At 73.5% G+C, this 22,356-nt stretch carries 21 protein-coding genes; 11 read left to right on the forward strand and 10 right to left on the reverse strand.

Annotated features, from left to right (window positions below; all coding sequences use genetic code 11):
* Nucleotides 1-67: 67 nt before the first annotated feature.
* Nucleotides 68-349: a DUF6158 family protein gene (locus AB2U05_RS29085; protein WP_045695474.1), complete on the reverse strand. Its 282-nt coding sequence runs from the start codon at nucleotides 347-349 to the stop codon at nucleotides 68-70.
* Nucleotides 350-471: 122 nt separating this feature from the next.
* Here AB2U05_RS29085 and AB2U05_RS29090 point away from each other — a divergent pair, with 122 nt between their 5' ends.
* The 3 genes from AB2U05_RS29090 to AB2U05_RS29100 are packed head-to-tail and all read left to right on the forward strand — an operon-like array spanning nucleotide 472 to nucleotide 3,400.
* The gene (locus tag AB2U05_RS29090) at nucleotides 472-1,065 is read left to right on the forward strand and encodes an ArsR/SmtB family transcription factor (RefSeq protein WP_369184672.1); all 594 of its coding nucleotides are present in this window, start codon (nucleotides 472-474) and stop codon (nucleotides 1,063-1,065) included.
* The gene (locus AB2U05_RS29095) at nucleotides 1,062-2,351 is read left to right on the forward strand and encodes an MFS transporter (protein WP_369184673.1); all 1,290 of its coding nucleotides are present in this window, start codon (nucleotides 1,062-1,064) and stop codon (nucleotides 2,349-2,351) included. The genes AB2U05_RS29090 and AB2U05_RS29095 overlap by 4 nt, the downstream gene beginning before the upstream one ends.
* A 50-nt stretch (nucleotides 2,352-2,401) precedes the next feature.
* Nucleotides 2,402-3,400 (forward strand): adenosine deaminase, encoded by a 999-nt coding sequence (locus tag AB2U05_RS29100; RefSeq protein WP_045695482.1) that lies wholly within the window; start codon nucleotides 2,402-2,404, stop codon nucleotides 3,398-3,400.
* A 17-nt stretch (nucleotides 3,401-3,417) separates the two neighbouring features.
* Here the strand turns inward: AB2U05_RS29100 and AB2U05_RS29105 are convergent, their stop codons facing one another.
* The 4 genes from AB2U05_RS29105 to AB2U05_RS29120 form a co-directional block, all read right to left on the reverse strand.
* Complete coding sequence (locus AB2U05_RS29105; RefSeq protein ID WP_045695485.1) at nucleotides 3,418-4,002, reverse strand: dihydrofolate reductase family protein; 585 nt, start codon at nucleotides 4,000-4,002, stop codon at nucleotides 3,418-3,420.
* Between the two features lie 65 nt (nucleotides 4,003-4,067).
* The gene (locus AB2U05_RS29110; RefSeq protein ID WP_045695487.1) at nucleotides 4,068-4,688 is read right to left on the reverse strand and encodes a vitamin K epoxide reductase family protein; all 621 of its coding nucleotides are present in this window, start codon (nucleotides 4,686-4,688) and stop codon (nucleotides 4,068-4,070) included.
* Nucleotides 4,685-5,482 carry a DsbA family protein gene (locus tag AB2U05_RS29115; RefSeq protein ID WP_369184674.1) on the reverse strand — a complete coding sequence of 266 codons (798 nt, stop codon included), beginning with the start codon at nucleotides 5,480-5,482 and terminating at the stop codon, nucleotides 4,685-4,687. The genes AB2U05_RS29110 and AB2U05_RS29115 overlap by 4 nt, the downstream gene beginning before the upstream one ends.
* 82 nt (nucleotides 5,483-5,564) lie before the next feature.
* Nucleotides 5,565-6,239, reverse strand: a complete 675-nt coding sequence (locus tag AB2U05_RS29120) for a hypothetical protein (RefSeq protein ID WP_369184675.1) — start codon at nucleotides 6,237-6,239, stop codon at nucleotides 5,565-5,567.
* Nucleotides 6,240-6,378: 139 nt separating this feature from the next.
* Here AB2U05_RS29120 and AB2U05_RS29125 point away from each other — a divergent pair, with 139 nt between their 5' ends.
* Nucleotides 6,379-7,248 (forward strand): Fpg/Nei family DNA glycosylase, encoded by an 870-nt coding sequence (locus AB2U05_RS29125; protein WP_369184676.1) that lies wholly within the window; start codon nucleotides 6,379-6,381, stop codon nucleotides 7,246-7,248.
* Nucleotides 7,249-7,285: 37 nt separating this feature from the next.
* Here the strand turns inward: AB2U05_RS29125 and AB2U05_RS29130 are convergent, their stop codons facing one another.
* Nucleotides 7,286-8,146 carry an SAM-dependent methyltransferase gene (locus tag AB2U05_RS29130; protein WP_369184677.1) on the reverse strand — a complete coding sequence of 287 codons (861 nt, stop codon included), beginning with the start codon at nucleotides 8,144-8,146 and terminating at the stop codon, nucleotides 7,286-7,288.
* A 185-nt stretch (nucleotides 8,147-8,331) separates the two neighbouring features.
* Here AB2U05_RS29130 and AB2U05_RS29135 point away from each other — a divergent pair, with 185 nt between their 5' ends.
* The 5 genes from AB2U05_RS29135 (at nucleotide 8,332) to AB2U05_RS29155 (ending at nucleotide 13,647) form a co-directional block, all read left to right on the forward strand.
* Nucleotides 8,332-9,246 carry a polysaccharide deacetylase family protein gene (locus AB2U05_RS29135; RefSeq protein WP_045695501.1) on the forward strand — a complete coding sequence of 305 codons (915 nt, stop codon included), beginning with the start codon at nucleotides 8,332-8,334 and terminating at the stop codon, nucleotides 9,244-9,246.
* A 166-nt stretch (nucleotides 9,247-9,412) separates the two neighbouring features.
* Nucleotides 9,413-9,739 (forward strand): hypothetical protein, encoded by a 327-nt coding sequence (locus tag AB2U05_RS29140; protein WP_369184678.1) that lies wholly within the window; start codon nucleotides 9,413-9,415, stop codon nucleotides 9,737-9,739.
* 99 nt (nucleotides 9,740-9,838) lie between these two features.
* Entirely contained in the window at nucleotides 9,839-10,921 is a 1,083-nt protein-coding gene (locus AB2U05_RS29145) for a class I SAM-dependent methyltransferase (RefSeq protein ID WP_369184679.1), read from the forward strand.
* Between the two features lie 137 nt (nucleotides 10,922-11,058).
* Nucleotides 11,059-11,931 carry a sulfurtransferase gene (locus AB2U05_RS29150; protein ID WP_369184680.1) on the forward strand — a complete coding sequence of 291 codons (873 nt, stop codon included), beginning with the start codon at nucleotides 11,059-11,061 and terminating at the stop codon, nucleotides 11,929-11,931.
* Nucleotides 11,932-12,138: 207 nt separating this feature from the next.
* Complete coding sequence (locus AB2U05_RS29155) at nucleotides 12,139-13,647, forward strand: M1 family metallopeptidase (protein ID WP_369184681.1); 1,509 nt, start codon at nucleotides 12,139-12,141, stop codon at nucleotides 13,645-13,647.
* A gap of 120 nt (nucleotides 13,648-13,767) precedes the next feature.
* On the opposite strand, the gene AB2U05_RS29160 is transcribed toward AB2U05_RS29155, so the two are convergent.
* The gene (locus tag AB2U05_RS29160) at nucleotides 13,768-15,147 is read right to left on the reverse strand and encodes a condensation domain-containing protein (protein ID WP_369184682.1); all 1,380 of its coding nucleotides are present in this window, start codon (nucleotides 15,145-15,147) and stop codon (nucleotides 13,768-13,770) included.
* Between the two features lie 247 nt (nucleotides 15,148-15,394).
* Between AB2U05_RS29160 and AB2U05_RS29165 the strand changes: the two genes are divergently transcribed.
* Nucleotides 15,395-16,693, forward strand: coding sequence for an MFS transporter (locus tag AB2U05_RS29165; protein ID WP_369184683.1), 1,299 nt, complete (start codon nucleotides 15,395-15,397; stop codon nucleotides 16,691-16,693).
* A gap of 38 nt (nucleotides 16,694-16,731) precedes the next feature.
* Here AB2U05_RS29165 and AB2U05_RS29170 read toward each other — a convergent pair whose 3' ends face one another.
* Entirely contained in the window at nucleotides 16,732-17,553 is an 822-nt protein-coding gene (locus tag AB2U05_RS29170; RefSeq protein WP_369184684.1) for a DUF4389 domain-containing protein, read from the reverse strand.
* Nucleotides 17,554-17,866: 313 nt separating this feature from the next.
* Here AB2U05_RS29170 and AB2U05_RS29175 point away from each other — a divergent pair, with 313 nt between their 5' ends.
* Nucleotides 17,867-19,879: a transglycosylase domain-containing protein gene (locus tag AB2U05_RS29175; protein WP_369184685.1), complete on the forward strand. Its 2,013-nt coding sequence runs from the start codon at nucleotides 17,867-17,869 to the stop codon at nucleotides 19,877-19,879.
* A gap of 47 nt (nucleotides 19,880-19,926) precedes the next feature.
* Here AB2U05_RS29175 and AB2U05_RS29180 read toward each other — a convergent pair whose 3' ends face one another.
* Together AB2U05_RS29180 and AB2U05_RS29185 are read right to left on the reverse strand one after the other, a co-directional pair.
* The gene (locus tag AB2U05_RS29180; protein ID WP_244178746.1) at nucleotides 19,927-21,162 is read right to left on the reverse strand and encodes a hypothetical protein; all 1,236 of its coding nucleotides are present in this window, start codon (nucleotides 21,160-21,162) and stop codon (nucleotides 19,927-19,929) included.
* 236 nt (nucleotides 21,163-21,398) lie between these two features.
* Entirely contained in the window at nucleotides 21,399-22,211 is an 813-nt protein-coding gene (locus tag AB2U05_RS29185; protein WP_369184686.1) for a class I SAM-dependent methyltransferase, read from the reverse strand.
* Between the last annotated feature and the right edge of the window lie 145 nt (nucleotides 22,212-22,356).

A 22,356-nucleotide genomic window follows, 5' to 3' on the forward strand; every position in this document is an offset into this window, starting at 1 on the left:
CGACGCCCCGCGTCCGGGCACGCCCATGCGGCCCGGCGTGTCCCGGCCGGCCGCCCGCGCCCGCCCGCTACTCGGGCAGCGACTCGGCCCGCGCCGCCGCCTCGCGCGCCCGCGCCCCGGCCCTGGTCCGCCCGGCCGTGACCAGCCGGCCCGGGAACCGGTGCAGGTACTCGGCCTCCAGCTGCCCGGTGCGCAGGGTGTGCCGCTTCAGCGCCTCCTCGGAGCCGTACAGGAAGGTCTCGTGCCGCGTGCGGTGCAGCTGCTCCAGCTCGTGCAGGAGGACGTCGTTGCCCAGCGCGTGCGGGGAGACGCCCTCGGGCCGGATGTGCGGGTCGTCGACGTGCCGCATCTCGGGTACCTCCTCGGCTCGGGCCCCCTCCACCTTGGTACACCCGGACGGGCCCGGGCGCTCGGACAAGAAAAGTTGTACAAGGGATTTCGTACAAGAGCTCTTGTGTATATTCTCGCGGCATGACCGGAACCCCGCACCAGGACCACGGCACCCGGGAGATCTCCGACTCCCGGGTCCTCGCCGCCCTCACCCACCCGCTGCGCCGCCGCCTGATCGACCTCCTCAAGGTGGACGGCCCGGCCACCGTCGGGCAGCTCGCCGAGCGCACCGAGCAGGCGGTCGGCAACGTCAGCCACCACCTGAAGGTGCTCGCCGAGAGCGGGCTGATCGTCGAGGCGCCCGAGCTCGCCCGCGACCGCCGGGAGCGCTGGTGGCGGCTGGCCGACCGGCAACTCTCCTGGACCCGGGCCGACTTCGACGGCGACCCGGTCGCCGAGGCGGTCGCCGACGCGGCCGGCTCGATCATGCTGGAGCGCCAGGTCGAGCTGGTCCGCGAGTGGGCCGCGCGGCGCAGCGGCTACCCGGCCGACTGGCAGGACGGCTGCGCCATGGCCTCGCAGAGCTGGCTGCGGCTCACCCCGGAGGAGGCCCGGCAGTTCGCCGCCGACCTGCACGGGGTGATCCAGCGCTGGGCCGACCGCCCGGTGCCCGAGGACGGCCGCGAGCGCGAGACCGTCCTGGCCTTCGCCCACAGCGTCCCGGCGCGGCCGTGAGCGCCACCCTCCGGGCGGCTCCGGCCGGTTCGCGCTGGGGCCTGTTCGCCGCGCGCGACTTCCGGCTGCTGTGGGCGGGCGAGACCGTCAGCAAGCTCGGCAGCAGCATCACCTCGATCGCGCTGCCGCTGGTCGCGGTGCTGAGCCTGGACGCCGGGCCGCTCGCGGTCGGCGTGCTGACCGGCGCGGTCTGGCTGCCCTGGCTGTTCTTCGGCCTGCCCGCCGGGGTGTGGATCGGCCGGGTGCCCAGGCGGGCCGTGCTGATCGCCTGCAACCTGGTCTCGGCGGCGCTGTTCGCGAGCGTCCCGCTGGCCGCCCTGTGCGGGGTGCTCACCCTGGCCCAGCTGCTGGCCGTCGCCTTCCTGACCGGCACGGCGGCGGTCTTCTTCGACGCCGCCTTCCACGCCTACCTGCCCGAACTCGTCCCGGCCGAGGACCTGGTCGAGGGCAACGCCAAGCTGGAGGGCAGCGCCTCGGCGGCCCAGGTCGCCGGGCGCGGCCTGGCCGGCCTGACCGTCCAACTGCTCGGCGCGACGGCCGGGTTGCTCCTCGACGCGGTCAGCTTCCTGATCGCGGCCGGCACCCTGCTGCGGATCAGGACGCAGCCGGCCGCGCCGCCCGCCGCGCCCGGGCCGGGCAGCCTGCGCCGCGAGGTCCGCGAGGGCCTGGCCTTCCTGCTGCGCGACCCCTACCTGCGCTCCTTCACGCTCTACGGCGCGGCCGCGAACTTCGCCCTCACCGGCTACCAGTCGATCGTGGTGCCCTTCCTGGTCCGGGACGCCGGGATCGCCCCCGGCTGGGTCGGCGGCCTCGCCGCGGCCGGCTCGGTCGGCGGCGTCCTCGGCGCGCTCGCGGCCCGGCCGCTCTGCCGGCGCCTGGGCACCGCGCGCGGGGTGCGGACCGTGCTGCTCGCCGCCTCGCCGTTCGGCCTGCTGATGCCGCTGGCCGGTCCCGGCCCGCGGGCCGCGCTCTACGTGCTCGGCCTGTTCGTGGTGATCGCCGCCGTGGTGCTGGTCAACATCGTGCTCGGCAGCTTCCGGCAGACCTACACCCCGCCCGCGCTGCTCGGCCGGGTCACGGCCAGCGCGATGTTCGCGAGCTACACCACGATCCCGCTCGGCGCCCTGACCGGCGGCGCGCTGGGCGACACCCTCGGCCCGCGCGCCACGATGTGGGTGATGACCGGCCTGCTCACGCTCTGCGGGGCGCTGCCGCTGCTCTCCCCGCTGCGCACCCTGCGCGAGCTGCCCGGGCGACCCGCCGGGACGCCCCGGACCCTAGGATGAATCCCCCCGCACCATCAGATTCCGCCCCCGACAGCTCGGACAGATCGCAGATGCCGCTTCCCAAGGCCGAACTCCACCTGCACATCGAAGGCACTCTGGAGCCCGAACTCGCCTTCGCCCTCGCCGCCCGCAACGGCGTCGAGCTGCCCCACGCCGACACCGAGGCGCTGCGCGCCGCGTACTCCTTCAGCGACCTGCAGTCCTTCCTGGACCTGTACTACGCGCTGATGGCCGTGCTGCGCACCGAGCAGGACTTCGCCGACCTCGCCGACGCCTACCTCGCCCGGGCCGCCGAGCAGGGCGTGCGGCACGCGGAGATCTTCTTCGACCCGCAGGCGCACACCGCCCGCGGCGTGCCGCTCGGCACCGTCGTGGACGGGCTGGGCGCCGCGCTGGCGCGCAGCGAGGAGCGCTACGGCATCAGCACCCGGCTGATCATGTGCTTCCTGCGGGACGAGTCCGCCGAGTCCGCGCTGGAGACCTTCGAGGCCGCCCGCCCGTACTTCGACCGGATCACCGGCATCGGCCTGGACTCGGCCGAGGTCGGCAACCCGCCCGCGAAGTTCCGCGAGGTCTACCGCCGCGCCGCCGAGGCCGGCCTGCGCCGGGTCGCCCACGCGGGCGAGGAGGGCCCGGCCTCGTACATCACCGAGGCGCTGGACGTGCTCGGCGTCGAGCGGATCGACCACGGCCTGCGCTGCCTGGAGGACGGCGAGCTCGTCGCCCGCCTCGTCCGCGAGCAGATCCCGCTGACCCTGTGCCCGCTGTCCAACGTGCGCCTGCGCTGCGTCGACACCCTCGCCGACCACCCGCTGCGCGAGATGCTGGACGCCGGGCTGCTGGTGACCGTCAACTCCGACGACCCGTCGTACTTCGGCGGCTACGTCGAGGACAACTTCCGCGCCGTCCGGGCGGCCCTGGCCCTCGACCAGGAGACGCTGCGCCGACTGGCCGCGAACTCCTTCCGCGCCTCCTTCCTCGACGACCGGCGCCGGGCCGAACTCCTCGCCGAGGTCGCGGAGTTCAGGTTCGAGCCGAGCGAGGACTGACGGGATCCGGCGGGCCGTCACCCGTCCAGCGGTGACGGCCCGCTGCGCGCGTAGTGCAGCAGGGTGACGCCGTTGGTGAAGCGGTGGGTGCCGGTCAGGGTGAGCGGGACGGGCTGCTCGGTGGGGCGGAACAGCAGGGTGCCGCGGCCGAGGATCACCGGTGCGACGTAGAGCCGGATCTCGTCGATCAGGTCCTGGGCGAGGAAGGACGCGGCCAGCTCGCCGCCACTGAGGGCGAGGTCCCCGCCCGGGCCGCGGGTGAGGGCGGCGACCGTCCGGGGGGTGACCTCGCGGACGACGGTGGTGTTCCAGTCGGCGTGGTGGAGCGTGCGGGAGAAGACGGTCTTCGGCATCGCACGCCAGATGTCCGCGAACTCCAGCATCGGGGCGGTGGCGGCCGGGTCGCGGTCGGCCGTGGGCCAGTAGGCGGCCATCAGCTCGTGGGTCCGTCGGCCGGAGACGAAACCACCCATTCGGGCGAGTTCCCGGTTGAAGTGCAGGTGCAACTCGTCGTCGACGTGCTGCCAGCCGAGGTCGTGGTCCGGGCCCTCGAAGTAGCCGTCCAGGGAGACGTTGGAGAAGAGGACGATCCTGCGTCGCATGACGACCTCACGGGGAGGAGGGTCCGCCGCCCGCCCTCGGGGCGGGAGCGGGCGGCGGACGGGGATCAGATCAGGGTGCTCCAGTAGTACCAGAACCGGTTGAGCACCAGCAGCGCGATCACCGCGTACCAGAGCGCCGGGACGGCCCCGTGGTAGCGGGCCGCCTCCCGGACCACCGGCCGCAGCCGGCGGCCGACCGGGATCACGCCGGAGCGCAGGTTGTGCAGCGTGGTGTACCAGAACAGCGGGATCATCGCCGCCCACACCACCAGGCAGTACGGGCAGAGCGCGCCGATCCGGTAGAGCGCCTGGTACATCAGCCAGCTCACGAAGCCGATCCCGAACACCGTCCCGGCCTGCAGGCCCAGCCAGAACCAGCGCCGGTACGCCGCGCCGGCCAGCAGCCCGGCGCCGACCGCGATCACCACGCCGAAACCGACCAGGCCCAGCAGCGAGTTGGGGAAGCCGAAGGCCTCGGCCTGGTCGCTGCGCATGACCGAGCCGCAGCTGATGATCGGGTTGATGTTGCAACTGGGGACGTACGACGGGTCCTTGAGCAGCCGCAGCTTGTCCAGGGTGAGGACGGCCGAGGCGAACAGGCCGAGCGCGCCGCCGATCAGCAGCAGCCAGGCGAACGGGCGGCTCGCGCCGTACGTCCGGGCGGCGGGCGCGGGGGCGGCCGTCATCCGCCGACCTGCTGCTTGACCATCGCGGTGAACTGCTCGGGCGACACGGCGTTGCCGCCGGTGAGGACGTCCAGCTTCTTCCCGTCCAGCTCGACGGTCGGGGTGCCGGTGACGTCGCTCTTGTTGAACTCCTCGTTCACCGTGGCCGCCCACGGCTTGTAGGTGCCCTCCTGGACGGCCTTCACGAAGGCGTCCGTCTTCAGGCCGGGCACCTTGCCCGCCAGGTCCAGGAGGTGGTTGACGTCGCCGAAGGCGTCGCTGCGTTCGTCCGGCTGGTTGGCGTAGAGCACGTCGTGGAAGGCCTTGAACTTGTCCACGCCCTCGTTCAGCGCGGCCCCGGCCGCCGCCAGCGCGGTGCGCGAGCCCTTGCCGCCGAGGTTGTCGTCCAGGAACGTCGCCAGGTGGTACTCGATCTTGTACGTGCCGTCGTCGGCGAGCTGCTGGATCGCCTTGCCGGTGGTGGTCTCCAGCTTCTCGCAGAACGGGCAGCGGAAGTCCTCGTACACCGTGAGGGTGTGCGGGGCGTCGGCCTTTCCGTAGGTGATCACGGTGCCGTCGGTGCCGGTGGCGTTGGCGGGGACCACCAGCGGGCCCGTGGCGGCGGCGCCGGACCCGGAGCCGGCGGAGCCGCCGACCGCGACGGCCACCCCGGCCGCGAGGGCCAGCACGGCGGCCGAGGCGACGCCGACCACCACCCGGCGGCGGACGCGCTCGGATCGGTCGGCCTGCTCCCGGGCGACGCGCATGCGCTCGGTGGCGGAGGTCTGCTTGGCGGTCTTGCGGGTGTTGCTCATGGGATGTCGTCCTGTGCTCTCGAAAGGTGCGGTCGCGCGGCGGGGCGCGCGGATGAGAGGAACGACCGCCGACGGCGTGCCGTCAGGCGGCCGGGACGAACACCGGCGGACCGCGCCGCACGGCCGGACGGACGACGACGTCCTCGGCGGGGACCAGCACCCGGCTGGCGCGCGGGAACGGCACCCGGGCCACCGGACGGTCCGGGACGGGCGCGGCGAGCAGCCGCAGCCAGCGGGCGGCGGCCGGCAGGTGCCGGTGCAGGAACGCGCCCAGCGTCCGGACGGCCCGGGCGAGCCCGGCCAGCGCCGCGTCCGCGCGGCGCAGCGCGTAGGCGCCGGTCAGGGCGAGCCCGGTGTGCAGCAGCAGGAGCAGCAGGACGCCGGCCTGCGCGGGGAGGCCGTGGCCCGCCGGGAGGTGGTCCAGCAGGTACCCGCCGAGCGAGCCGCCGCCGCACAGCAGCGGCTGGAGGCCGTGGCCGGCCCCCGGCGGCAGCGAGGGGCAGCTGGCCTGGGCGTAGTCGAACAGCGCGCCCGCGCCCAGCTCCAGCGGCAGGAACACCGCCGCGACGGCCGGGTAGCCGCGCTCCCGGCCGGCCAGGGCGAACGCCGCCGCGAAGACGGCGAGCGCGGCCGGGCCCATCGTGCCGAGCGGCAGCGTCCGCCCGGTGACCAGCACCTGGCCGAGCCCGGCGAGCAGCACGAGCAGCGCGGCGAAGACCGCCGCGCGCAGCGTCCTGGTGACCGGGCCGATGTCCATGGCAGTCGAGTCTGCCACAGGTTGAAACCGAAACTGTCGGCCGAGCGGCCCGCTGTGAAGAGCCTCACCACCGGCGCTGAGCTGGGCTTATCCGCTGCTTACGGGTGCGGCCGCGGCGGCGCTGCGGCAGACTGGGCGCATGCCGGAGCTGCCCGAGGTCGAGGCGCTGAGCGCCTTCCTGTCCGAACGGCTGACCGGGCGCGTGATCGCCCGGGTGCAGCCGGTGGCGATCAGCGCGCTGAAGACGTACGACCCGCCGGTGACCGCCCTGGAGGGGCGCACCGTCGGCCCGGTGACCAGGCGCGGCAAGTTCCTGGACATCGAGGCCGGCGGGCTCCACCTGGTGGTGCACCTGGCCCGGGCCGGCTGGCTGCGCTGGAAGGACGCCCTGCCCGCCGAGCCGCCGCGCCCGAGCCCGCGCAACCCGCTGGCGCTGCGGCTGCGCCTGGCGGGGGAGGAGGGCGCCGGCTTCGACCTCACCGAGGCGGGGACGAAGAAGGGCCTCGCGGTCTACGTGGTGCACGACCCGGCCGAGGTGCCCGGGGTGGCCCGGCTGGGCCCGGACCCGCTGGACCCGGCCCTCACCCTGGAGGCCTTCACCGCCCTGCTCGCGGGCGAGCGGCGCCGGATCAAGGGCGTGCTGCGGGATCAGAGCGTGCTGGCGGGGGTGGGCAACGCCTACTCCGACGAGGTGCTGCACGCGGCCCGGATGTCGCCGTACAAGACGGCCGGGAGCCTGACGGCGGAGGAGACGGCACGGCTGTACGCGGCGCTCGGCAGCACGCTGCGCGAGGCGGTGGAGCGCTCGCGCGGGCTGGCGGCGGGGGAGCTGAAGGCGGAGAAGAAGATCGGCCTGCGGGTGCACGGCCGCACCGGGCAGCCCTGCCCGGTCTGCGGGGACACCGTGGGGGAGGTGTCCTTCGCGGACTCCTCGCTGCAGTACTGCCCGACCTGCCAGACCGGCGGCAAGCCGCTCGCGGACCGGCGGATGTCGCGGCTGCTGAAGTGATCCCCGGCGGCCCGGGCCGCGCCGCCGGGGAGCGGTTTCACCGTTTGATCGCGACGCCGCCCCAGTAGTAGGCGGCCCTCGGGTCGGCCGGCGGCTCGCCGTCCGGGCGCCATGCCAGCACCGGGGTCAGGCCCGGCTCGACCAGCTCCCAGCCGTCGAAGAAGCGCAGCACCTCGTCGTGGCCGCGCGGCACCAGCGTCATCCCGCCGGCCCGGGCGGCCGCGGCGACCCTGCCGACCGCCTCCGGGTCGAAGTCCTGGGTGGGCGTGGTGAGCGCCAGGCAGCTGCCGGCCGGCAGGGCGTCGCGCAGCGCGGCGACCCGCCCCCACGGGTCGTCCTCGTCGGCGATCAGCATCAGCACGGCGATCATCAGCAGGCCGACCGGCCGGGTGAGGTCCAGGGTGGAGGTGAGCGCCGGGTCGGCGAACAGCTTCTCGGGTTCGCGCAGGTCGGCGTGGATGTAGGTGGTGCGGCTGCCCGGGGTGGAGACCATCAGGGCGCGGGCGTGGGCGAGCACGATCGGGTCGTTGTCGACGTAGACCACCCGGGTGCCGGGGCTGACCGACTCGGCGATCTCGTGGGTGTTCGGCGAGGTGGGGATGCCGGTGCCGAGGTCGAGGAACTGGCGGATGCCGTGCTCGCGGGCGAGGTGGCGCACGGCCCGGCCCTGGAAGGCGCGGTTGGCCTTGGCCATCTCCCGGACGCTCGGCACGGCCTCCTCGATGGCCTCGGCCATCGCGCGGTCCGGCGGGAAGTTGGTCTTGCCGCCGAGCCAGTGGTCGTAGACGCGGGCCGAGTGCGGGGTGCTGGTGTCGACGCCGTAGCGCTCCCACTCGCTCGGTTCGACGGCGTCCTCGTCCTGCGGGGCCCGGTGGGGGAGTTCCTGACCTGTCGTCATGGCCGCGTCCTCTGATGGCTCATCATCACGCTGGGGAGCACAGCGTAGCGGGGCCGTGCGGGGGCGGTGGTTTCCGGTCGGCGAAGCCTCGGCGGGGATCCGGTGGTTGGTCCGTCGGAGTGGTGATCGGGTCTGTCGGGGTCACCGCCGGTCAGGGGCGGTGACGACCGGGGGAAGCATCAAGAATGCTGTCTGATCGTCAGATTACTTCGCGAAGATTGCTGCTGGTCGCGGCCGGGATGTCGCTGCTCGGCGCGGCCACCGGCTGCCGGAACCCCTTCGGCGGTGGCGACGGCGCCGCCGCCTCGCCCAGTCCGGAGGCCGCGGCGGCGGGCGCGGTCGGGGCCGCGCCGGTCGGCTCGCCCTCGCAGTGGGCCGGGCCGTCCGGCTCGCCCCCGGGCTCGCCGGGGGCGACCCCCTCCCCGGCGCCGCCGTCCGCGTCCGCGGCGCCGTCCCCCTCGGCCGCGCCCTCCGTGGAGCCCGTCCACAAGGCGCTCAGCGCGGCGGAGAGCAAGCCGGTGTACGAGCTGGACGCGGAGCGCCGGGTGGTGGCGCTGACCCTGGACGACGGCCCGGACCCCCGGCACACCCCGACCGTGCTGGCGCTGCTGCAGCAGTACGGCATCCGGGCGACCTTCTTCCTGATCGGCGAGAACGCCGTCGAACACCCGGCCCTGGTGCGGGAGATCGCCGACCACGGCCACCACATCGCCAACCACACCTGGACCCACCCGGACCTGCGGCAGCTGTCCGAGGGCAAGGTGCGGGACGAGCTGGAGCGCACCTCCGACCTGCTGCACCGCACCACCGGGCGGCTGCCCACCTGGTTCCGGGCGCCCGGCGGCGACTGGTCCCCGGTGTCGCTCAAGGTGGCCGCCGACCTCGGGCTGCGGAACATGGGCTGGTCGGTGGACCCGCGCGACTGGGCCCGGCCGGGCACCTCGGTGATCACCGACCGGATCCTCAAGGACGTCCGCCCCGGCGCGATCGTGCTCAACCACGACGGCGGCGGGGACCGCTCGCAGACGGTGGCGGCGCTGAAGGCGTACCTGCCGGTGCTGGTCGACTCGGGGTACTACTTCACGGCGCCGCCGAACTGAGGGCACCGAACCGGGAGGGGCGGCGGGGTGGCGGGTAGCGGCTTTGAAGTTCAAACCACCCGAAAGAGTGGATTGGGAGAACCGTTTCTGCGGATTTTGGGCCTCTAGGGTGATCTCGCACCAATTCCCCAGGTACCACCGGGTACCACCTGAAAGGCCCTCACCCATGCGTCTCCGCAACGCCGTTCTCGCTGCCACCAGCGCCGTCGCCCTCGTCCTCGCCGTCCCCGTCCAGGCCAACGCGGCCACCGGGGACTTCCTCTACAAGGTCGGCCCGGGCGTCCCGGCCGGGATCGCCGACCCGGAGAGCCGCCACTGCATCAACCTCTTCGGGGCCACCGAGGATGACCCGGCCTTCGCGCCGGAGAACTTCACCAACTCCACGGCCACGGTCTTCCTCGACTTCGACTGCGGCGGCGACGTCTTCTACGTGATGAACCCCGGCAAGCGGCTCGGCGACCGGCTGAAGCTGCGCTCGGTGATCTTCTCCTGAGCCCCCGCCCGGGCCCCGCACCGCCGTCGGCTGGGGCGGTGCGGGGCCGTGGCGTAGCGTGACAGCGAGGGGGGTGCCGTCCCGAGCGGAGGAGGAGTGATGTCCGTACGGGAGCTGGACACGGAGAAGCAGGAGGCCTTCGCCGGCCACGTGGTGGAGGTGCTCAACGACGCGTGCGTGGGGCTGATGGCCAGCATCGGCCACCAGACCGGGCTCTTCGACCGGATGGCCGGGCTCGCCCCCTCGACCGCCGGGGAGATCGCCCGCGCCGCCGGGTTGAACGAGCGCTACGTGCGCGAGTGGCTGGGCTGCATGGTGGTCGCCGGGTTCGTCGAGTACGACCCGGAGCGGGGCACCTACACGCTGCCGCCCGAGCACGCGGCGTCACTGACCCGGGCGGCCGGGCCGGAGAACATGGCGGCGATGATGCCGTTCCTCGCCATGATGGGCGAGGTCGAGCAGGAGCTGCTCGGCCACTTCCGCACCGGCGGCGGGATGCCGTACTCGGCCTACCCGCGCTTCCAGCGGCTGCAGGCCGAGGAGACCGCCCGGGTGTACGACCTGGCGCTGGTGGACGCGATCGTGCCGCTGGTGCCCGGCCTGACCGAGCGGTTGCGGGCCGGGGCCGACGCGCTGGACGTCGGCACCGGGCAGGGGCACGCCGTCACCGTCCTCGCGAAGGCGTTCCCGGAGAGCCGGTTCACCGGCATCGACATCTCCACCGAGGGCATCGCCGCCGCCCGCGAGTCCGCGGCCGGACTCGGCCTGCGCAACGCCCGGTTCGAGGTCGCCGACTCCGCCGAGCTGACCGGGGCGTACGACCTGGTCACCGCCTTCGACGTGATCCACGACCTGGCCCGCCCGACCCGCACGCTGGCCGCGATCGCCGGCGCGCTGCGGCCGGACGGCGTCTTCCTGATGGGCGACGTCGCCGCCAGCAGCAGGCTGGAGGAGAACGTCGATCACCCGCTGGCGCCCGCGCTCTACACCTTCTCGACCTTCTACTGCATGACGGTCTCGCTCGGCGAGGGCGGGGAGGGGCTGGGGACGGTCTGGGGCGAGCAGACGGCCCGCCGGATGCTGGCCGAGGCGGGGTTCGGCTCGGTCGACGTGGAGCAGGTCGAGGGGGACGTGCTGAACCTGTACTACGTGGCGCGGCCGGACGGCGCCGCCGGGCGCTGAGGCTTCCGGGGGCTGAGCTCGGGGTGGCCCGGGCCGGGCGGGCGGCGTACGTTCGAACTGTCCGGCCCGGTCGCCGGCGCCCCGCCGTGCCCGTCATCGGGCGCCGCCGCCCGGGCAGAGCCGAAGGAGGGCCTGGGATGACCGGCAACGGCTACGCGCACCCCGAGGCGCTGGTGAGCACCGAGTGGCTGGCCCGCCACCTGGACGACGGGACGATCCGGGTCGTCGAGGTGGACGAGGACACCACGGCCTACGACCGGGACCACATCCCCGGCGCGGTCGGCTGGGCCTGGAACACCGACCTGCACAGCCGGGTCGGCCGCGACTACGCGGACCGCGACGGCGTCCAGCACCTGCTGCGGGCGGCCGGGGTGGAGGAGGACACCACCGTCGTGCTGTACGGGGGGAACAACAACTGGTTCGCCGCGTACGGCTACTGGCTGCTGCGGCTGCGCGGCTTCCGGCCGGTGCGGCTGCTGGACGGCGGGCGCAAGAAGTGGGAGCTGGAGGGGCGGGAGCTCACCCAGGAGGTGATGGACTACCAGCACACCTCCTACCGGCTGACCGGGCCGGAGCGCCCGGAGCTGCGGGCGATGCGCGACGAGGTGCTGGCCAAGGCGGAGGTGTTCGCCAAGCCCGGCGCCGACTCGGTGCTGGTGGACGTCCGCTCGCCGGCCGAGTTCCGGGGCGAGCTGATCGCCCCGCCGCACCTGCCGCAGGAGCAGGCCCAGGTGCCCGGGCACATCCCCGGCGCGATCAACGTCCCCTGGTCGCAGGCGGCCCGGGACGACGGCTCGTTCCGCCCGGCCGAGGAACTGCGGGCGCTGTACGGGGGCAAGGGCGTCGAGCCGGAGCGCGAGGTGATCGCGTACTGCCGGATCGGCGAGCGCTCGGCGCACACCTGGTTCGCGCTGACCGAGCTGCTCGGCTACCCGCACGTCAAGAACTACGACGGCTCGTGGACGGAGTACGGCTCGCTGGTGCGGGCGCCGGTCGCGCTGGGGGCCTGAGCCGGGGGCGGGCCCGAGCCGGCGGTCCGAGCGGTCGGAGTGACGTGAACCGGTGGGTGGGGCCGGTGACGGTCGTGCGGCGCCGCGATTTCGGCCTGTTTCTTATCATGAACATCTCACAATAAGGGAGTGGTTCGGGGTTCACCGGGACATGGATCGATCCAACATCGCTCCATCCCCTCGTTCCGGTGATCCTGGAGGACCACGTTGCGCAAGAGACTGATCGTCTCCGCCGCCGCCGGCGCCCTGAGCCTGCTGCTGGCCGTCCCCGCCTCGGCCGCCGACTTCCAACCCGGCGCCGCCGGGGCCGGCGACCCGTACTACCCGACCTACGGCAACGGCGGCTACCGCGTCTCCCACTACGACATCCGGCTGAAGTACCAGCCCGCGACCGACGAGTTGGAGGGCACCACCACCATCCTCGCCACGGCGACCCAGGACCTCTCCCGCTTCAACCTCGACTTCGGGCTCAACGTCTCCGAGGTCCGGGTCAACGGACGGCCCGCCACCTTCGCCACCAGCGGCGAGCAGGAGCTGGAGATCACCCCCGCCCGGCCGCTGCCCAAGGGCGCCCAGGCCACCGTCGTGGTCCGCTACAAGGGCGTGCCGTCCACCGTGAAGAAGTACGGCTTCACCGCCTGGCTGCGCACCCCGGACGGCGCGGTGGCGGCCGGCGAGCCCGAGTCGGCCTGGTGGTGGTTCCCGAGCAACGACCACCCGAGCGACAAGGCCACCTTCGACGTCTCGGTGCTGGTGCCGGACGGCAACCAGGTGATCAGCAACGGCGTGCTGACCGGCACCAGCTCCCAGGCCGGCTGGACCCGCTACACCTGGCGCGAGAACAAGCCGCAGGCCACCTACCTGGCCACGCTCGCGGTCGGCAAGTTCGACATCACCACCGACACCACGCCGAGCGGGCTGCCGGTCTACAACGCGTACAGCAAGGACCTCGGCGACAACGCCGACGCGGCCAAGGCCAGCGTCGAGCGCACCGGCGAGCTGGTCGACTGGCTGAGCGGCATCTTCGGCGCCTACCCGTTCAGCTCGGTCGGCGGCTACGTCCCCAACGTCCCCACCGGCTTCGCCCTGGAGGCCCAGACCCGGGTCTTCTACAGCCCCCGGCAGTTCGCCAGGGGCGCCAACACCTCGGTGGTCGTGCACGAGCTCGCCCACCAGTGGTACGGCGACAGCGTCTCGCTCTCCCGCTGGAGCGACATCTGGCTGAACGAGGGCTTCGCCCGGTACGCGCAGTTCCTCTGGTCCGAGCACGAGGACGAGGGCACGGCGCAGCAGCTCGCCGACTACGTCTACGCCTCGCACCCGGCCGACGACCCGTTCTGGACCGTCAAGCCGGGCGACCCGGGCGCGGACAAGCAGTTCGACGGCGCCGTGTACGACCGCGGCGCGGTGGCCATCCAGGCGCTGCGCAACAAGGTCGGGGACGACAAGTTCTTCCAGATCCTCAAGGGCTGGCCGACCGAGCGCAAGTACGGCAACGCGACCATCCCGGAGTTCCAGGCGTACGCGGAGAAGGTGTCCGGGCAGAAGCTCGGCGACCTGTTCACCACCTGGCTGTTCACCGCGTCCAAGCCGGCCGTCGGGCCGGTGGCCGCGGGTGCGCCGGCGGCCTCGCTGGCGCCCGGGGCGAAGGCGCTCGTGGAGCCGAAGTCGTGGAAGAAGATCCAGGAGAGCAACTCGGTGCACGAGGCGCACTGACCCCCGAGTCGCACTGACCTCCGAGTCGCACTGACCTCGGAGGCGCACTGACCCGAGGGGTCGACGGCCCGGCCGCCCGCGCGTGCTCCCGAGCGCGCGGGCGGCCGGGCCGTCCGTCGTTCAGGCGTTCCGGCGGCGGTCCTCGGCGAGGATCAACTCCTCGACGCCGTACAGGAACCGGGCCATCTCCGGGCGCGGGAGCACGGCCGGGTCGGCCGTCATCGCGAGGCTCAGCGCCGCGGCGGAGTGCCGCACGTCCAGGGCGTAGCTGAGGCCGGGGCGCGGCTCGAACTCGACCGGCCAGGTGAGGGTGGTCGGCTCGCCCGCCGGCTCGCCCGCCGGGTCCGGCCCGCCGGCGGGGAGCACGGTGCGGACGTCGTTGAAGACGCAGGACCGGTCGGCGAGCGGGACGCCTTCGGCCGTCAGCCGTTCGATCTCGGCGGCGAGCGCGAGCCCGTCGTAGTAGGCGTGCCGGTAGGCGCCGAGCGCGGCGGCGTGGGTGCGGCGCACCAGATCGCCGAACTCGGCGGTGGCGTCCGGGAGGTGGAGCAGCGCCTGGCCCGCGACGGCGCTCACCGCGTCGGCCAGGTCGGGCAGGAAGCGGTTGTTGACCACGACGCTCAGCACCGCGTCGGGCGTGCCGGCCGCGCGGGCCGTCAGCGCGGCCGTCGCCGCCAGCAGCACCGAGGAGGAGCTGGCCCGGTGCGCGGCGGCGACCCGTTCGACGGCGCCGGGCAGGGCGGGGGAGCGCAGCACGGCGTTCGGGAACGGCTCGGCGGCGCCCGTCGCGTGCTCGGCCCCGGGGAAGAGCCGGGCGGGGCCGGAGCGGAGCTTGCGCAGGAACTGCGCACGGGCGGCGGCGTCCCGCTTCCGGCCCCGCTCCGAGGCCTGGAACCCGGCCTCCTCCAGCGGCTGCCGGGCCGGGCTGCGGCCCGCGGTGAGCTCGGCGGCCGGGGTGCCCAGGCAGAGCGCGGTGAGGTCGGCGACCAGGCGGTTCAGCCCTGCGCCGTCGACCGCCGTGTGGGAGAGCACCAGGGTGATGTGCCGGGCCAGCCCGCCGCTCTCCACCACGCCGACCCGGATCGGCCACTCGGTGGCGGTGTCGAAGGTGCGGGCCGCGAGCTCCCGGTGCAGCCGCTCGCCGGCCCCGGCCGGGTCGGCGCCCGCCGGGCAGTGCTCCACCTCCAGGGTCAACGCCCCTGTCGGGTCGACGACTTGGCGCAGCGGAAGGTCCGCTTCGGCGGTGGGCGGAAGTCGGGTGGGCAGCAGCCGGGTGTGCAGCGAGTCGTGCAGGTGGAGGAGCCGGCCGAGGGCGTCGAGCAGGACGGGCAGCGGCAGCCCGGGGTCGAGCGGCGCGGCGGTGGCGAGGTTGTAGCGCGGCGCGTCGGCCGGGTCGAGGCGGCGGACGGTGTCCCAGAAGGCCCGTTGGCCCCAGGTGGCCGGGCCGGATCCGGCCCGGCCGGACGAGAAGGGGATCTCCAGCAGTTGGCGGTGCGTCACCGGTGGCTCTCCAATGCGGCGGTGGCGGTGGGGTGTTGATGCGTCGTGCCGGTGCGTGGGGAGCGCGGGTGCTGCGGGAGTCGCGGCGTGTGGTGCTGCGGAGAGTGTGGCGCACCGGCGGCGCGGGAGTCGAGGGGCGAAACCGGGGGCGAAATCGGGGGTTCCGTAAGTCTCTCGACATGAAGTATCTTGACGTCGAGATTGACGTTCGAGGAACAAGCCGGAAGAGCAAGCAGGGGGAACGGCCATGCGGGACAACGGGCTGATCGCACAGCTGAGGAGGCCGCCGGGCGGGCGGGACGCGCGCATGATGCTGTTCGCGCAGGGTGTCGACCGGACCGGCACCGGCGTCTGGGCGGCGGCCTCGGTGCTCTACTTCACCTTCGTCTGCGGGCTCGACGAGAAGCAGCTCGGCCTGCTGCTCGGCGTGGCGGCGGTGGCCGGGATCGCCGGATCGCCGCTGGCCGGGCGGGCCGCCGAGCGCTTCCCGGTGCGCGGCCTGCTCATCGCCAGCCACCTGCTGCGCCTGGGCACGATGGGCCTGATGCTGGTCGTCCACGACTTCGTCGCCCTGCTGCTCGTGGTCGCCGTCACCTGCCTCGCCGAGCGCTCCGCCAAGACCCTGGAGATGCTGTTCGCCACCCGCGTCGCGGGCGAGCAGCGCGGCACCTACCAGGCGCTGTTCCGCAGCATCGCCAACGCCGGCTACGGGCTCGGCGCCGGGATCGCGGCGCTCGGCCTCGCGTTCGGCACCACCACCGCCTACCAGGTGCTGATCCTCGGCAACGCGCTCTCGTACGTGCTCGCCGCCGAACTCGTGCGGCGCACCCGGGAGCCGGCCGGGCGCGGCCTGGTCGTGGCGGCCCCGGCCGGTGCCGAGGAGGAGCCGGCCAGGGCGGGCCGCAGCCCCTGGCGCGACCGCGGCTACCTGCTGTTCGTGCTGATGGACATGCCGCTGAGCCTGGACGACTCGGTCCTCAACGTCGGCCTGCCGGTCTGGCTGGTCCACCACACCCAGGCGCCGCACGCCGTCGTCCCGGTCTTCCTGGTGCTCAACACGGTGCTCGTCGTCGCGCTCCAACTGCGCGTCTCCGCCTGGGCGGACGGCCCGCGCGGGGCCGTCCGGGCGGTCCGCTGGTACGGCTTCACCGTCCTCGCGAGCTGCCTGCTGATCGCGCTCGCCACCGGCGCCGGGCCCTGGACGGCCTCGCTCACGCTGCTGGCCGCGGGGACGCTGGTCACCCTGGCCGAGCTGATGCGCTCGGTGACCTCCTGGGAGCTGGCCGTCAGCCTCGCCCCGGCGGGGGCCGGCGCCTCCTACCTGGGCGTGGCCGGGATGTCCCAGTCGGTGCAGAAGGCGGCCGGGCCGCTGCTGCTGACGGGCGTGGTGATGGCCGCCGGCCCGGTCGGCTGGCTGGCCCTCGGCGGCGCGGCGAGCGGCCTCGGGCTGCTCCAGCGCCGGGCCAGCCTCCGCCGGCTCGCCGCCCTGGACGCGGCGGCCGGACGGGCCGCCGCCCAGCCGGCCGGCGTGCCGGTCGCCGGGTAGGGGGAGCGGGGTAGGGGGTGCGCCGCCGGTGCGCGGGCTCAGGCGCGGTCGGCCGGGCCCGGCACCAGCGGCGCCATGACGTGTTGGCCCGGGTTGAAGCCGTTGTCGTCCTCGTTGTCGTCGTCCGAGTTCACCGACGCGGTGACCGAGCCCGTCGTCCAGGAGACCAGGCCGAGCAGCAGGAAGAGGACCAGCAGGCCGCGCCCGGCGCCGCTCAGGACCAGCGGACGGGTCGCCGACGCCGGGCCCTGCGGCTCGCTGCCCGGCTCCTCGCCGAACAGGCGCTTCGGGTAGGCCGAGGACAGCATCACCAGGTAGGCGGTGAAGCGCAGCCGGTAGCGCAGGATCGCCGCCGTCGCCTCGAACAGCGGCTGCGGCATCCGGCCGAGCACCAGCACCACCAGCCAGCTGACGAACGCCACCATCCACCACCCCGCGTTCAGCAGGCCCTGCACGATCGCGGCCGGGATCACCAGGACGATGCGGAACAGGACGGCCAGCCGGTTCAGCTCCCCGGGCCGCAGCTCGACCCGCACCGGGTACTCGGGGGCGTCGAAGCGGAACGGCGGGTAGCGGTCCACGGTGAGCATCAGGTACGCCGTCACCCTGGTCTCGTACGGCACGTACCCGCCCAGGTAGTCCGCCACCAGGCCGGGCAGCCGGCCGAGCAGCAGGGCGCCGAACCAGCCGACGACGGTGACGAAGAACGCCACCACCGACAGCACCCACACCACCACGGCCTGGGGGATCACCAGCAGCATGCGCAGCAGCACCGTCCAGCGGTTCTGCGGGCCGGGCTCCGGCATGTCCAGCACCGGGAGCCACTCACGGCTGACGGGGGCGGGGGGAGCCTGCCACATCCGGGCCTCCACGGTCTGGGGACGACGCGACGACTCGACGGCGCGACGACTGGACGACGACGCCCGGCGGCCGGTGGTCGGGCGCGGCCGGGTGCCCTCCGAAGATCGCAGCACCGGGCCGGGCCCGCGCGCCGTGCTGCGCCGGACGGGTCACCCGTCCGATGGCCCGTCACCCCTGCGATCCGGCGTCGCCCGGGTTCCCCGGCCCGCCGTGAGAATGATCACGCCAACCCGGGGCTGTCCGGTCGCCGCGCCATCGCATCTATCCGTTCGAGGGGGATTGTCTGCCCACGAGCGGAACGGAGACCGGACTGTGCGTGCCGACCAAGGCGGCGGGGCCGAGGACGAGAAGGAGCGCCGGCGGCGGCGCCCGCTGCGGTGGATCGACTACCCGCGCAGAGGCCGGCGCGGGGTCCGCCGCTGGCTCCCGTCCTGGCGCCAGCTGCTCCTGGCGGTCGGGCTCGGGGTGACGGCGCTGACGGGGTGGCTGGCCTGGTTCTACGCGACCACCGAGGTCCCGGACGACCTGAACGCCTTCGCCACCCAGCAGAACAACGTGTACTTCTGGGCGGACGGCACCGAGATGGCGCGGGTCGGCCAGGTCAACCGGCAGGAGGTGCCGCTCGGCCAGGTGCCGGAGCCGGTGCAGTGGGCGGTGCTCGCCGCCGAGAACGAGACCTTCTACTCGGACCCGGGCATATCGTTCTCCGGCATGGGCCGCGCCGTCTACCAGATGGCCGTGGGCGGCGACACCCAGGGCGGCTCGACCATCACCCAGCAGTACGTCAAGAACATCTACCTGAACCAGCGGCAGACCATGTCGCGCAAGCTCAGCGAGATGGTCATCGCGATGAAGCTCGACGAGCGGATGAGCAAGCAGGACATCCTGGCCGGCTACCTGAACACCAGCTGGTTCGGCCGCGGCAGCTACGGCATCGAGCGGGCCGCGGCGGCGTACTACGGCAAGGACGTCTCGGAGCTCAACCCGAGCGAAGGCGCCTTCCTGGCCGCCCTGTTGAAGGGTGCCGGGCAGTTCGACCCGGCGCTGAGCCCGGAGAACCGCGAGCGGGCCGAGGACCGGTGGTCCTGGATCCTCGACCGGATGGTGAAGACCGGCAGGCTCTCCGCCGCCGAGCGCGCCACGTACACGGTGTTCCCCGAGCCCGGGCCGCAGCCGAAGTCGGCGGGGCTGAGCGGCCAGGTCGGGTACCTGGTGGACATGGCCAGGAACTACGTGGAGAGCCACAGCGACATCACCGCGGCCCAGTTCGACCTCGGCGGCTACCAGGTCTTCACCACCTTCGAGAAGCCGAAGGTCACCGCCCTGGCCGCCGCGGTGCAGGACGCCACCAAGGGGGTCGACCCCGACCACCGGGAGGCCGACAAGCTGCTGCGGGTCGGCGCCGCCTCCGTCGCCCTCGACGGCAGGATCGTCGCGCTCTACGGCGGCCCCGACTACCTCAAGCAGGGCTTCGACAACGCCAACACCTCGACCGTGCCGCTCGGTTCGGCCTTCACCCCGCTGGTGTACGCCGCCGGGCTCGGCCAGGGCGTCCAGCGCCGGCGCGGCGGCGACCGGACGCCGGTCCAGCCCACCACCACCTACGACGGCGACAACGGCGTCAACGTGATGACCCCGGAGGGGCCGTACTGGGGGCGGGACGGGAAGATCGTGAAGACCGCCAACGAGGGCAAGCGGGACTGGGGCCGGATCTCCCTGCGCGGCGCAATCGAGCAGTCCGTCAACGGGCCGATGATGCAGCTCGCCATGGACGTCGGCCTGGACCAGGTGCGCAGGACCGCCGCGGACCTCGGCCTGGCCCCCGCCAGCATGGGCGAACTGGTGCCGGCCTTCGGCACCGGCAACTCCACGCCGAGCGCGATCCGGGCCGCCGACGCCTACACCGCCTTCGCCGCGGGCGGCCGCCGCACGGACCCGTACTCGGTGCTCAGGATCACCCGCAACGGCGCGCCGGTCGACCTGCGGCTGCCGACCGCCGTCCAGGCGCTGACCCCCGCGGTCGCCGCGGACGTGGACGCGGCGCTCAAGGGCGCGGTGCGCGCCGGGAGCGCCGGCTCGGTGGCCGAGGCCGGCCCGGACCTGGCCGCGAAGCCCGGCATCACGCCGGACCGCCGGGCGGGCTGGATGGTCGGCTACGACGGGCAGCAGTCCACGGCGGTCACGGTCTTCCGGGCGGACCTGAAGGACATGAAGCTGCTCCCGCTGGAGGGGGTGGGCGGCGCGGCCCCGGAGACCTCGGACTCCGCGCTGCCCGGCCGGATCTGGACGTCGTACATGAAGACGGCGGCCGGCGGGCGGCGGTAGGGCGCGCGGGTCGGCCGTGGGGCCCGGGCCCCACGGCCGACCGCCCGTCAGTCGACCAGGCGCGACCAGTCGGCCGGCTGCCCCGGGTCCAGCGCGCGCAGCTTGTCGAGGACCTTCGGGTCCTGGACGTCCAGCCAGTCGGCGACCTGCCGGAAGGAGACGCAGCGGACGCCGTCGCGGCGGCAGACGCTCTTCATCACGTCCTCGACGGCCTGCATGTAGATGCCGCCGTTCCAGTCCTCGAAGTGGTTCCCGATGAACAGCGGGGCCCGGCTGCCGTTGTAGACCCGCTCGAAGCCGGCCAGGTAGCTGTCCCGGGCCTCCTTCTCCCAGGCGGCGTACTTCTTCGGATCACCCTTGACGCTGCTCCCGGACTGGCCGGCCAGGAAGTTGAAGTCCATCGACAGGCCCTGGGTCTCCCGCCCGGGGAAGGGCAGCAGCTGCAGCGGGAAGTTCCACATGCCCTCCTTCCTGGCCGGCCACACCTGGAACTCGCCCGGTGAGCTGGCGTCGTACCGGAAGCCGGTCGCCTTCTCGGCCGGGAGCAGCGCCTTCTGGCCCTCCAGGCAGGGCGCGCGGCCGCCGACCAGCTCCTTGGTGTAGTCGAAGGGCAGCGGCGGGAGGTCCTTGAAGCCGGTGTTGGTCTTCCAGTTGGTGACGAAGGAGACCGCCTGGTCGAGCTCGCTCTTCCACTCCTCGGTGCTCCAGTTGCCGCCGCCCTTGGCGTTGCAGAAGTGCCCGTTGAAGTGGGTGCCGATCTCGTTCCCGTCCTGCCAGGCGAGGCGCAGCTGCTCCAGGGTGTCCTTGATGTGGGCGTCGGTGGCGTAGTCGATGGCGGCGTCGCCGACCTTGTGTTGCGGCGGGTGGTAGAGCGAGGCCTTGGACTTGGGCAGGGTGTAGAGGCCGCTCAGGAAGAACGTCATCTGGGCGTTGTTCTCCACGCCGAGCTTGCGGAAGCGCGAGAACAGGTGGTCGTCGCCCTCCAGGGCCCCGTCCCAGGAGAACACCACGAACTGCGGCGGCTTCTCGCCGGGTTTCAGCTTCTCGGGCTTGGCCTGCTTGGGCTGCGGGCCGGTGAAGGAGGTGGAGCCGTCGCCGAGCACCTTGACCTGGCCGTCCCAGGTCGGCGTGGGGGTGGGCGTGGGGAGCGGGGCCGCCGCGGTAGGCGGCGGGGTGGCACCCGCCCCGGTGGCGGCGTCGGAGGGCGCGGGGTCGGCGGCCGCCGGTCTCTCCTGCGAGGCGGAGTCCCCCGTGGCCACGGTGCAGGTCGCGACGACACCTATGGTCAACAGAACGGCCACACCTCGCGCAGTCCGCACGTTCCCTCCGGTCCTTGATGATCCCTACGGTGTGATCATCAGACCATTTTCGACCGGTTTGTGTCGAGATGGGCCCGAGTGGGACGCGATGACCGAACGTCCGTGCCACACACAGTGTTTGATGCGGTGGGCCACGGTTGAGGTTGCACGGGAAGTCGACCCGGCCGACTTCCCGTGCGGCGGGGGCGGGGGTTGCGGGGTCAGGCGCGGGTGGCGGTGAGGAGGTGGTAGTCGAGGAGGCCGTCGCGCCAGGCGGGGAGGAAGTTGCGGGACCAGTGGGCGGTCGGGACGGTGTCGGTGAGGTAGCGGTCGAAGCCGGGCCAGACGTCGGAGCCGATGGCGGTGGTGTCGACGGTGGTGAAGCCGGCGGCGGCGAGATCGGCGGTGAAGGCGTCGAGGGAGTGCGGGACGTCGAGGCCGTCGGCGAAGCTGGCGAGGAGGATCTTGAGGCGTTCGGCGACCTCGGGGCCGGCGGCGGCGAAGAAGGTGGTGACGACCAGGCGGCCGCCGGGGCGCAGCACCCGGGCGGCCTCCCGGGCGAAGCCGGACAGTTCGCGGAAGTGCTGGGCGGCCTCGACGGAGTAGACGCCGTCCAGGGAGGCGTCGGGGAAGGGGAGTTCGTCGGCCGAGCCGAGGGTGTAGGCGAGCCGGTCCGGGTAGGTGGCGAGGGCGCGGGCGTTGACGGCGCGGGCGCGCTCGATCTGGTCGGGGTGGATGTCGATCCCGGTGACGGAGGCGAAGCGGAACTCGCGCAGCGCGAGGGCGGCGCCCAGGCCCCGCCCGCAGCCGACCTCGGCCAGCCGGAGCTGTTCGCGCGGTTCGGGGAAGGCCCGTAGCGTCCGCCGGTACAGCTGTTCCTGGCTGTGCACCCGGTCCTCCTGGGTGGGTGCGGTGAGGTCGATCCCCTGCCAGTCGCCGAAGTTGATGAAGCCGCCGGCGAACGACGGTGCTGCCGACAGGTCGTCCGTGCCGTAGGTGCGGCGTACGGTCGGCGGGATGTGGTGGTGGTCCATGGGGCGTCGGGTCTCCGTGGTCGGTCGGCGCCCGGCCCTCGGGCGCGCCGGGGTACGTACCCAAACCTGTACCCGCTCGAACACGGAACGTGACGATCTGGTGGAGCGCGGAAAAGGTTTCGTGCCGGGGCGGCCCGGTCCGCTA

The sequence above is a fragment of the Streptomyces sp. Y1 genome (assembly GCF_041053115.1).
In the GTDB taxonomy this organism is placed as follows: domain Bacteria; phylum Actinomycetota; class Actinomycetes; order Streptomycetales; family Streptomycetaceae; genus Kitasatospora; species Kitasatospora rubellomurina.

Bases quoted from the DNA above. Each gene is read 5' to 3' on its own strand.
- AB2U05_RS29085 (WP_045695474.1), bottom strand. From the start codon at position 349: ATGCGGCACGTCGACGACCCGCACATCCGGCCCGAGGGCGTCTCCCCG.
- AB2U05_RS29090 (WP_369184672.1), top strand. From the start codon at position 472: ATGACCGGAACCCCGCACCAGGACCACGGCACCCGGGAGATCTCCGAC.
- AB2U05_RS29100 (WP_045695482.1), top strand. From the start codon at position 2,402: ATGCCGCTTCCCAAGGCCGAACTCCACCTGCACATCGAAGGCACTCTG.
- AB2U05_RS29105 (WP_045695485.1), bottom strand. From the start codon at position 4,002: ATGCGACGCAGGATCGTCCTCTTCTCCAACGTCTCCCTGGACGGCTAC.
- AB2U05_RS29110 (WP_045695487.1), bottom strand. From the start codon at position 4,688: ATGACGGCCGCCCCCGCGCCCGCCGCCCGGACGTACGGCGCGAGCCGC.
- AB2U05_RS29115 (WP_369184674.1), bottom strand. From the start codon at position 5,482: ATGAGCAACACCCGCAAGACCGCCAAGCAGACCTCCGCCACCGAGCGC.
- AB2U05_RS29120 (WP_369184675.1), bottom strand. From the start codon at position 6,239: ATGGACATCGGCCCGGTCACCAGGACGCTGCGCGCGGCGGTCTTCGCC.
- AB2U05_RS29125 (WP_369184676.1), top strand. From the start codon at position 6,379: ATGCCGGAGCTGCCCGAGGTCGAGGCGCTGAGCGCCTTCCTGTCCGAA.
- AB2U05_RS29130 (WP_369184677.1), bottom strand. From the start codon at position 8,146: ATGACGACAGGTCAGGAACTCCCCCACCGGGCCCCGCAGGACGAGGAC.
- AB2U05_RS29135 (WP_045695501.1), top strand. From the start codon at position 8,332: ATGCTGTCTGATCGTCAGATTACTTCGCGAAGATTGCTGCTGGTCGCG.
- AB2U05_RS29140 (WP_369184678.1), top strand. From the start codon at position 9,413: ATGCGTCTCCGCAACGCCGTTCTCGCTGCCACCAGCGCCGTCGCCCTC.
- AB2U05_RS29145 (WP_369184679.1), top strand. From the start codon at position 9,839: ATGTCCGTACGGGAGCTGGACACGGAGAAGCAGGAGGCCTTCGCCGGC.
- AB2U05_RS29150 (WP_369184680.1), top strand. From the start codon at position 11,059: ATGACCGGCAACGGCTACGCGCACCCCGAGGCGCTGGTGAGCACCGAG.
- AB2U05_RS29165 (WP_369184683.1), top strand. From the start codon at position 15,395: ATGCGGGACAACGGGCTGATCGCACAGCTGAGGAGGCCGCCGGGCGGG.
- AB2U05_RS29170 (WP_369184684.1), bottom strand. From the start codon at position 17,553: ATGTGGCAGGCTCCCCCCGCCCCCGTCAGCCGTGAGTGGCTCCCGGTG.
- AB2U05_RS29185 (WP_369184686.1), bottom strand. From the start codon at position 22,211: ATGGACCACCACCACATCCCGCCGACCGTACGCCGCACCTACGGCACG.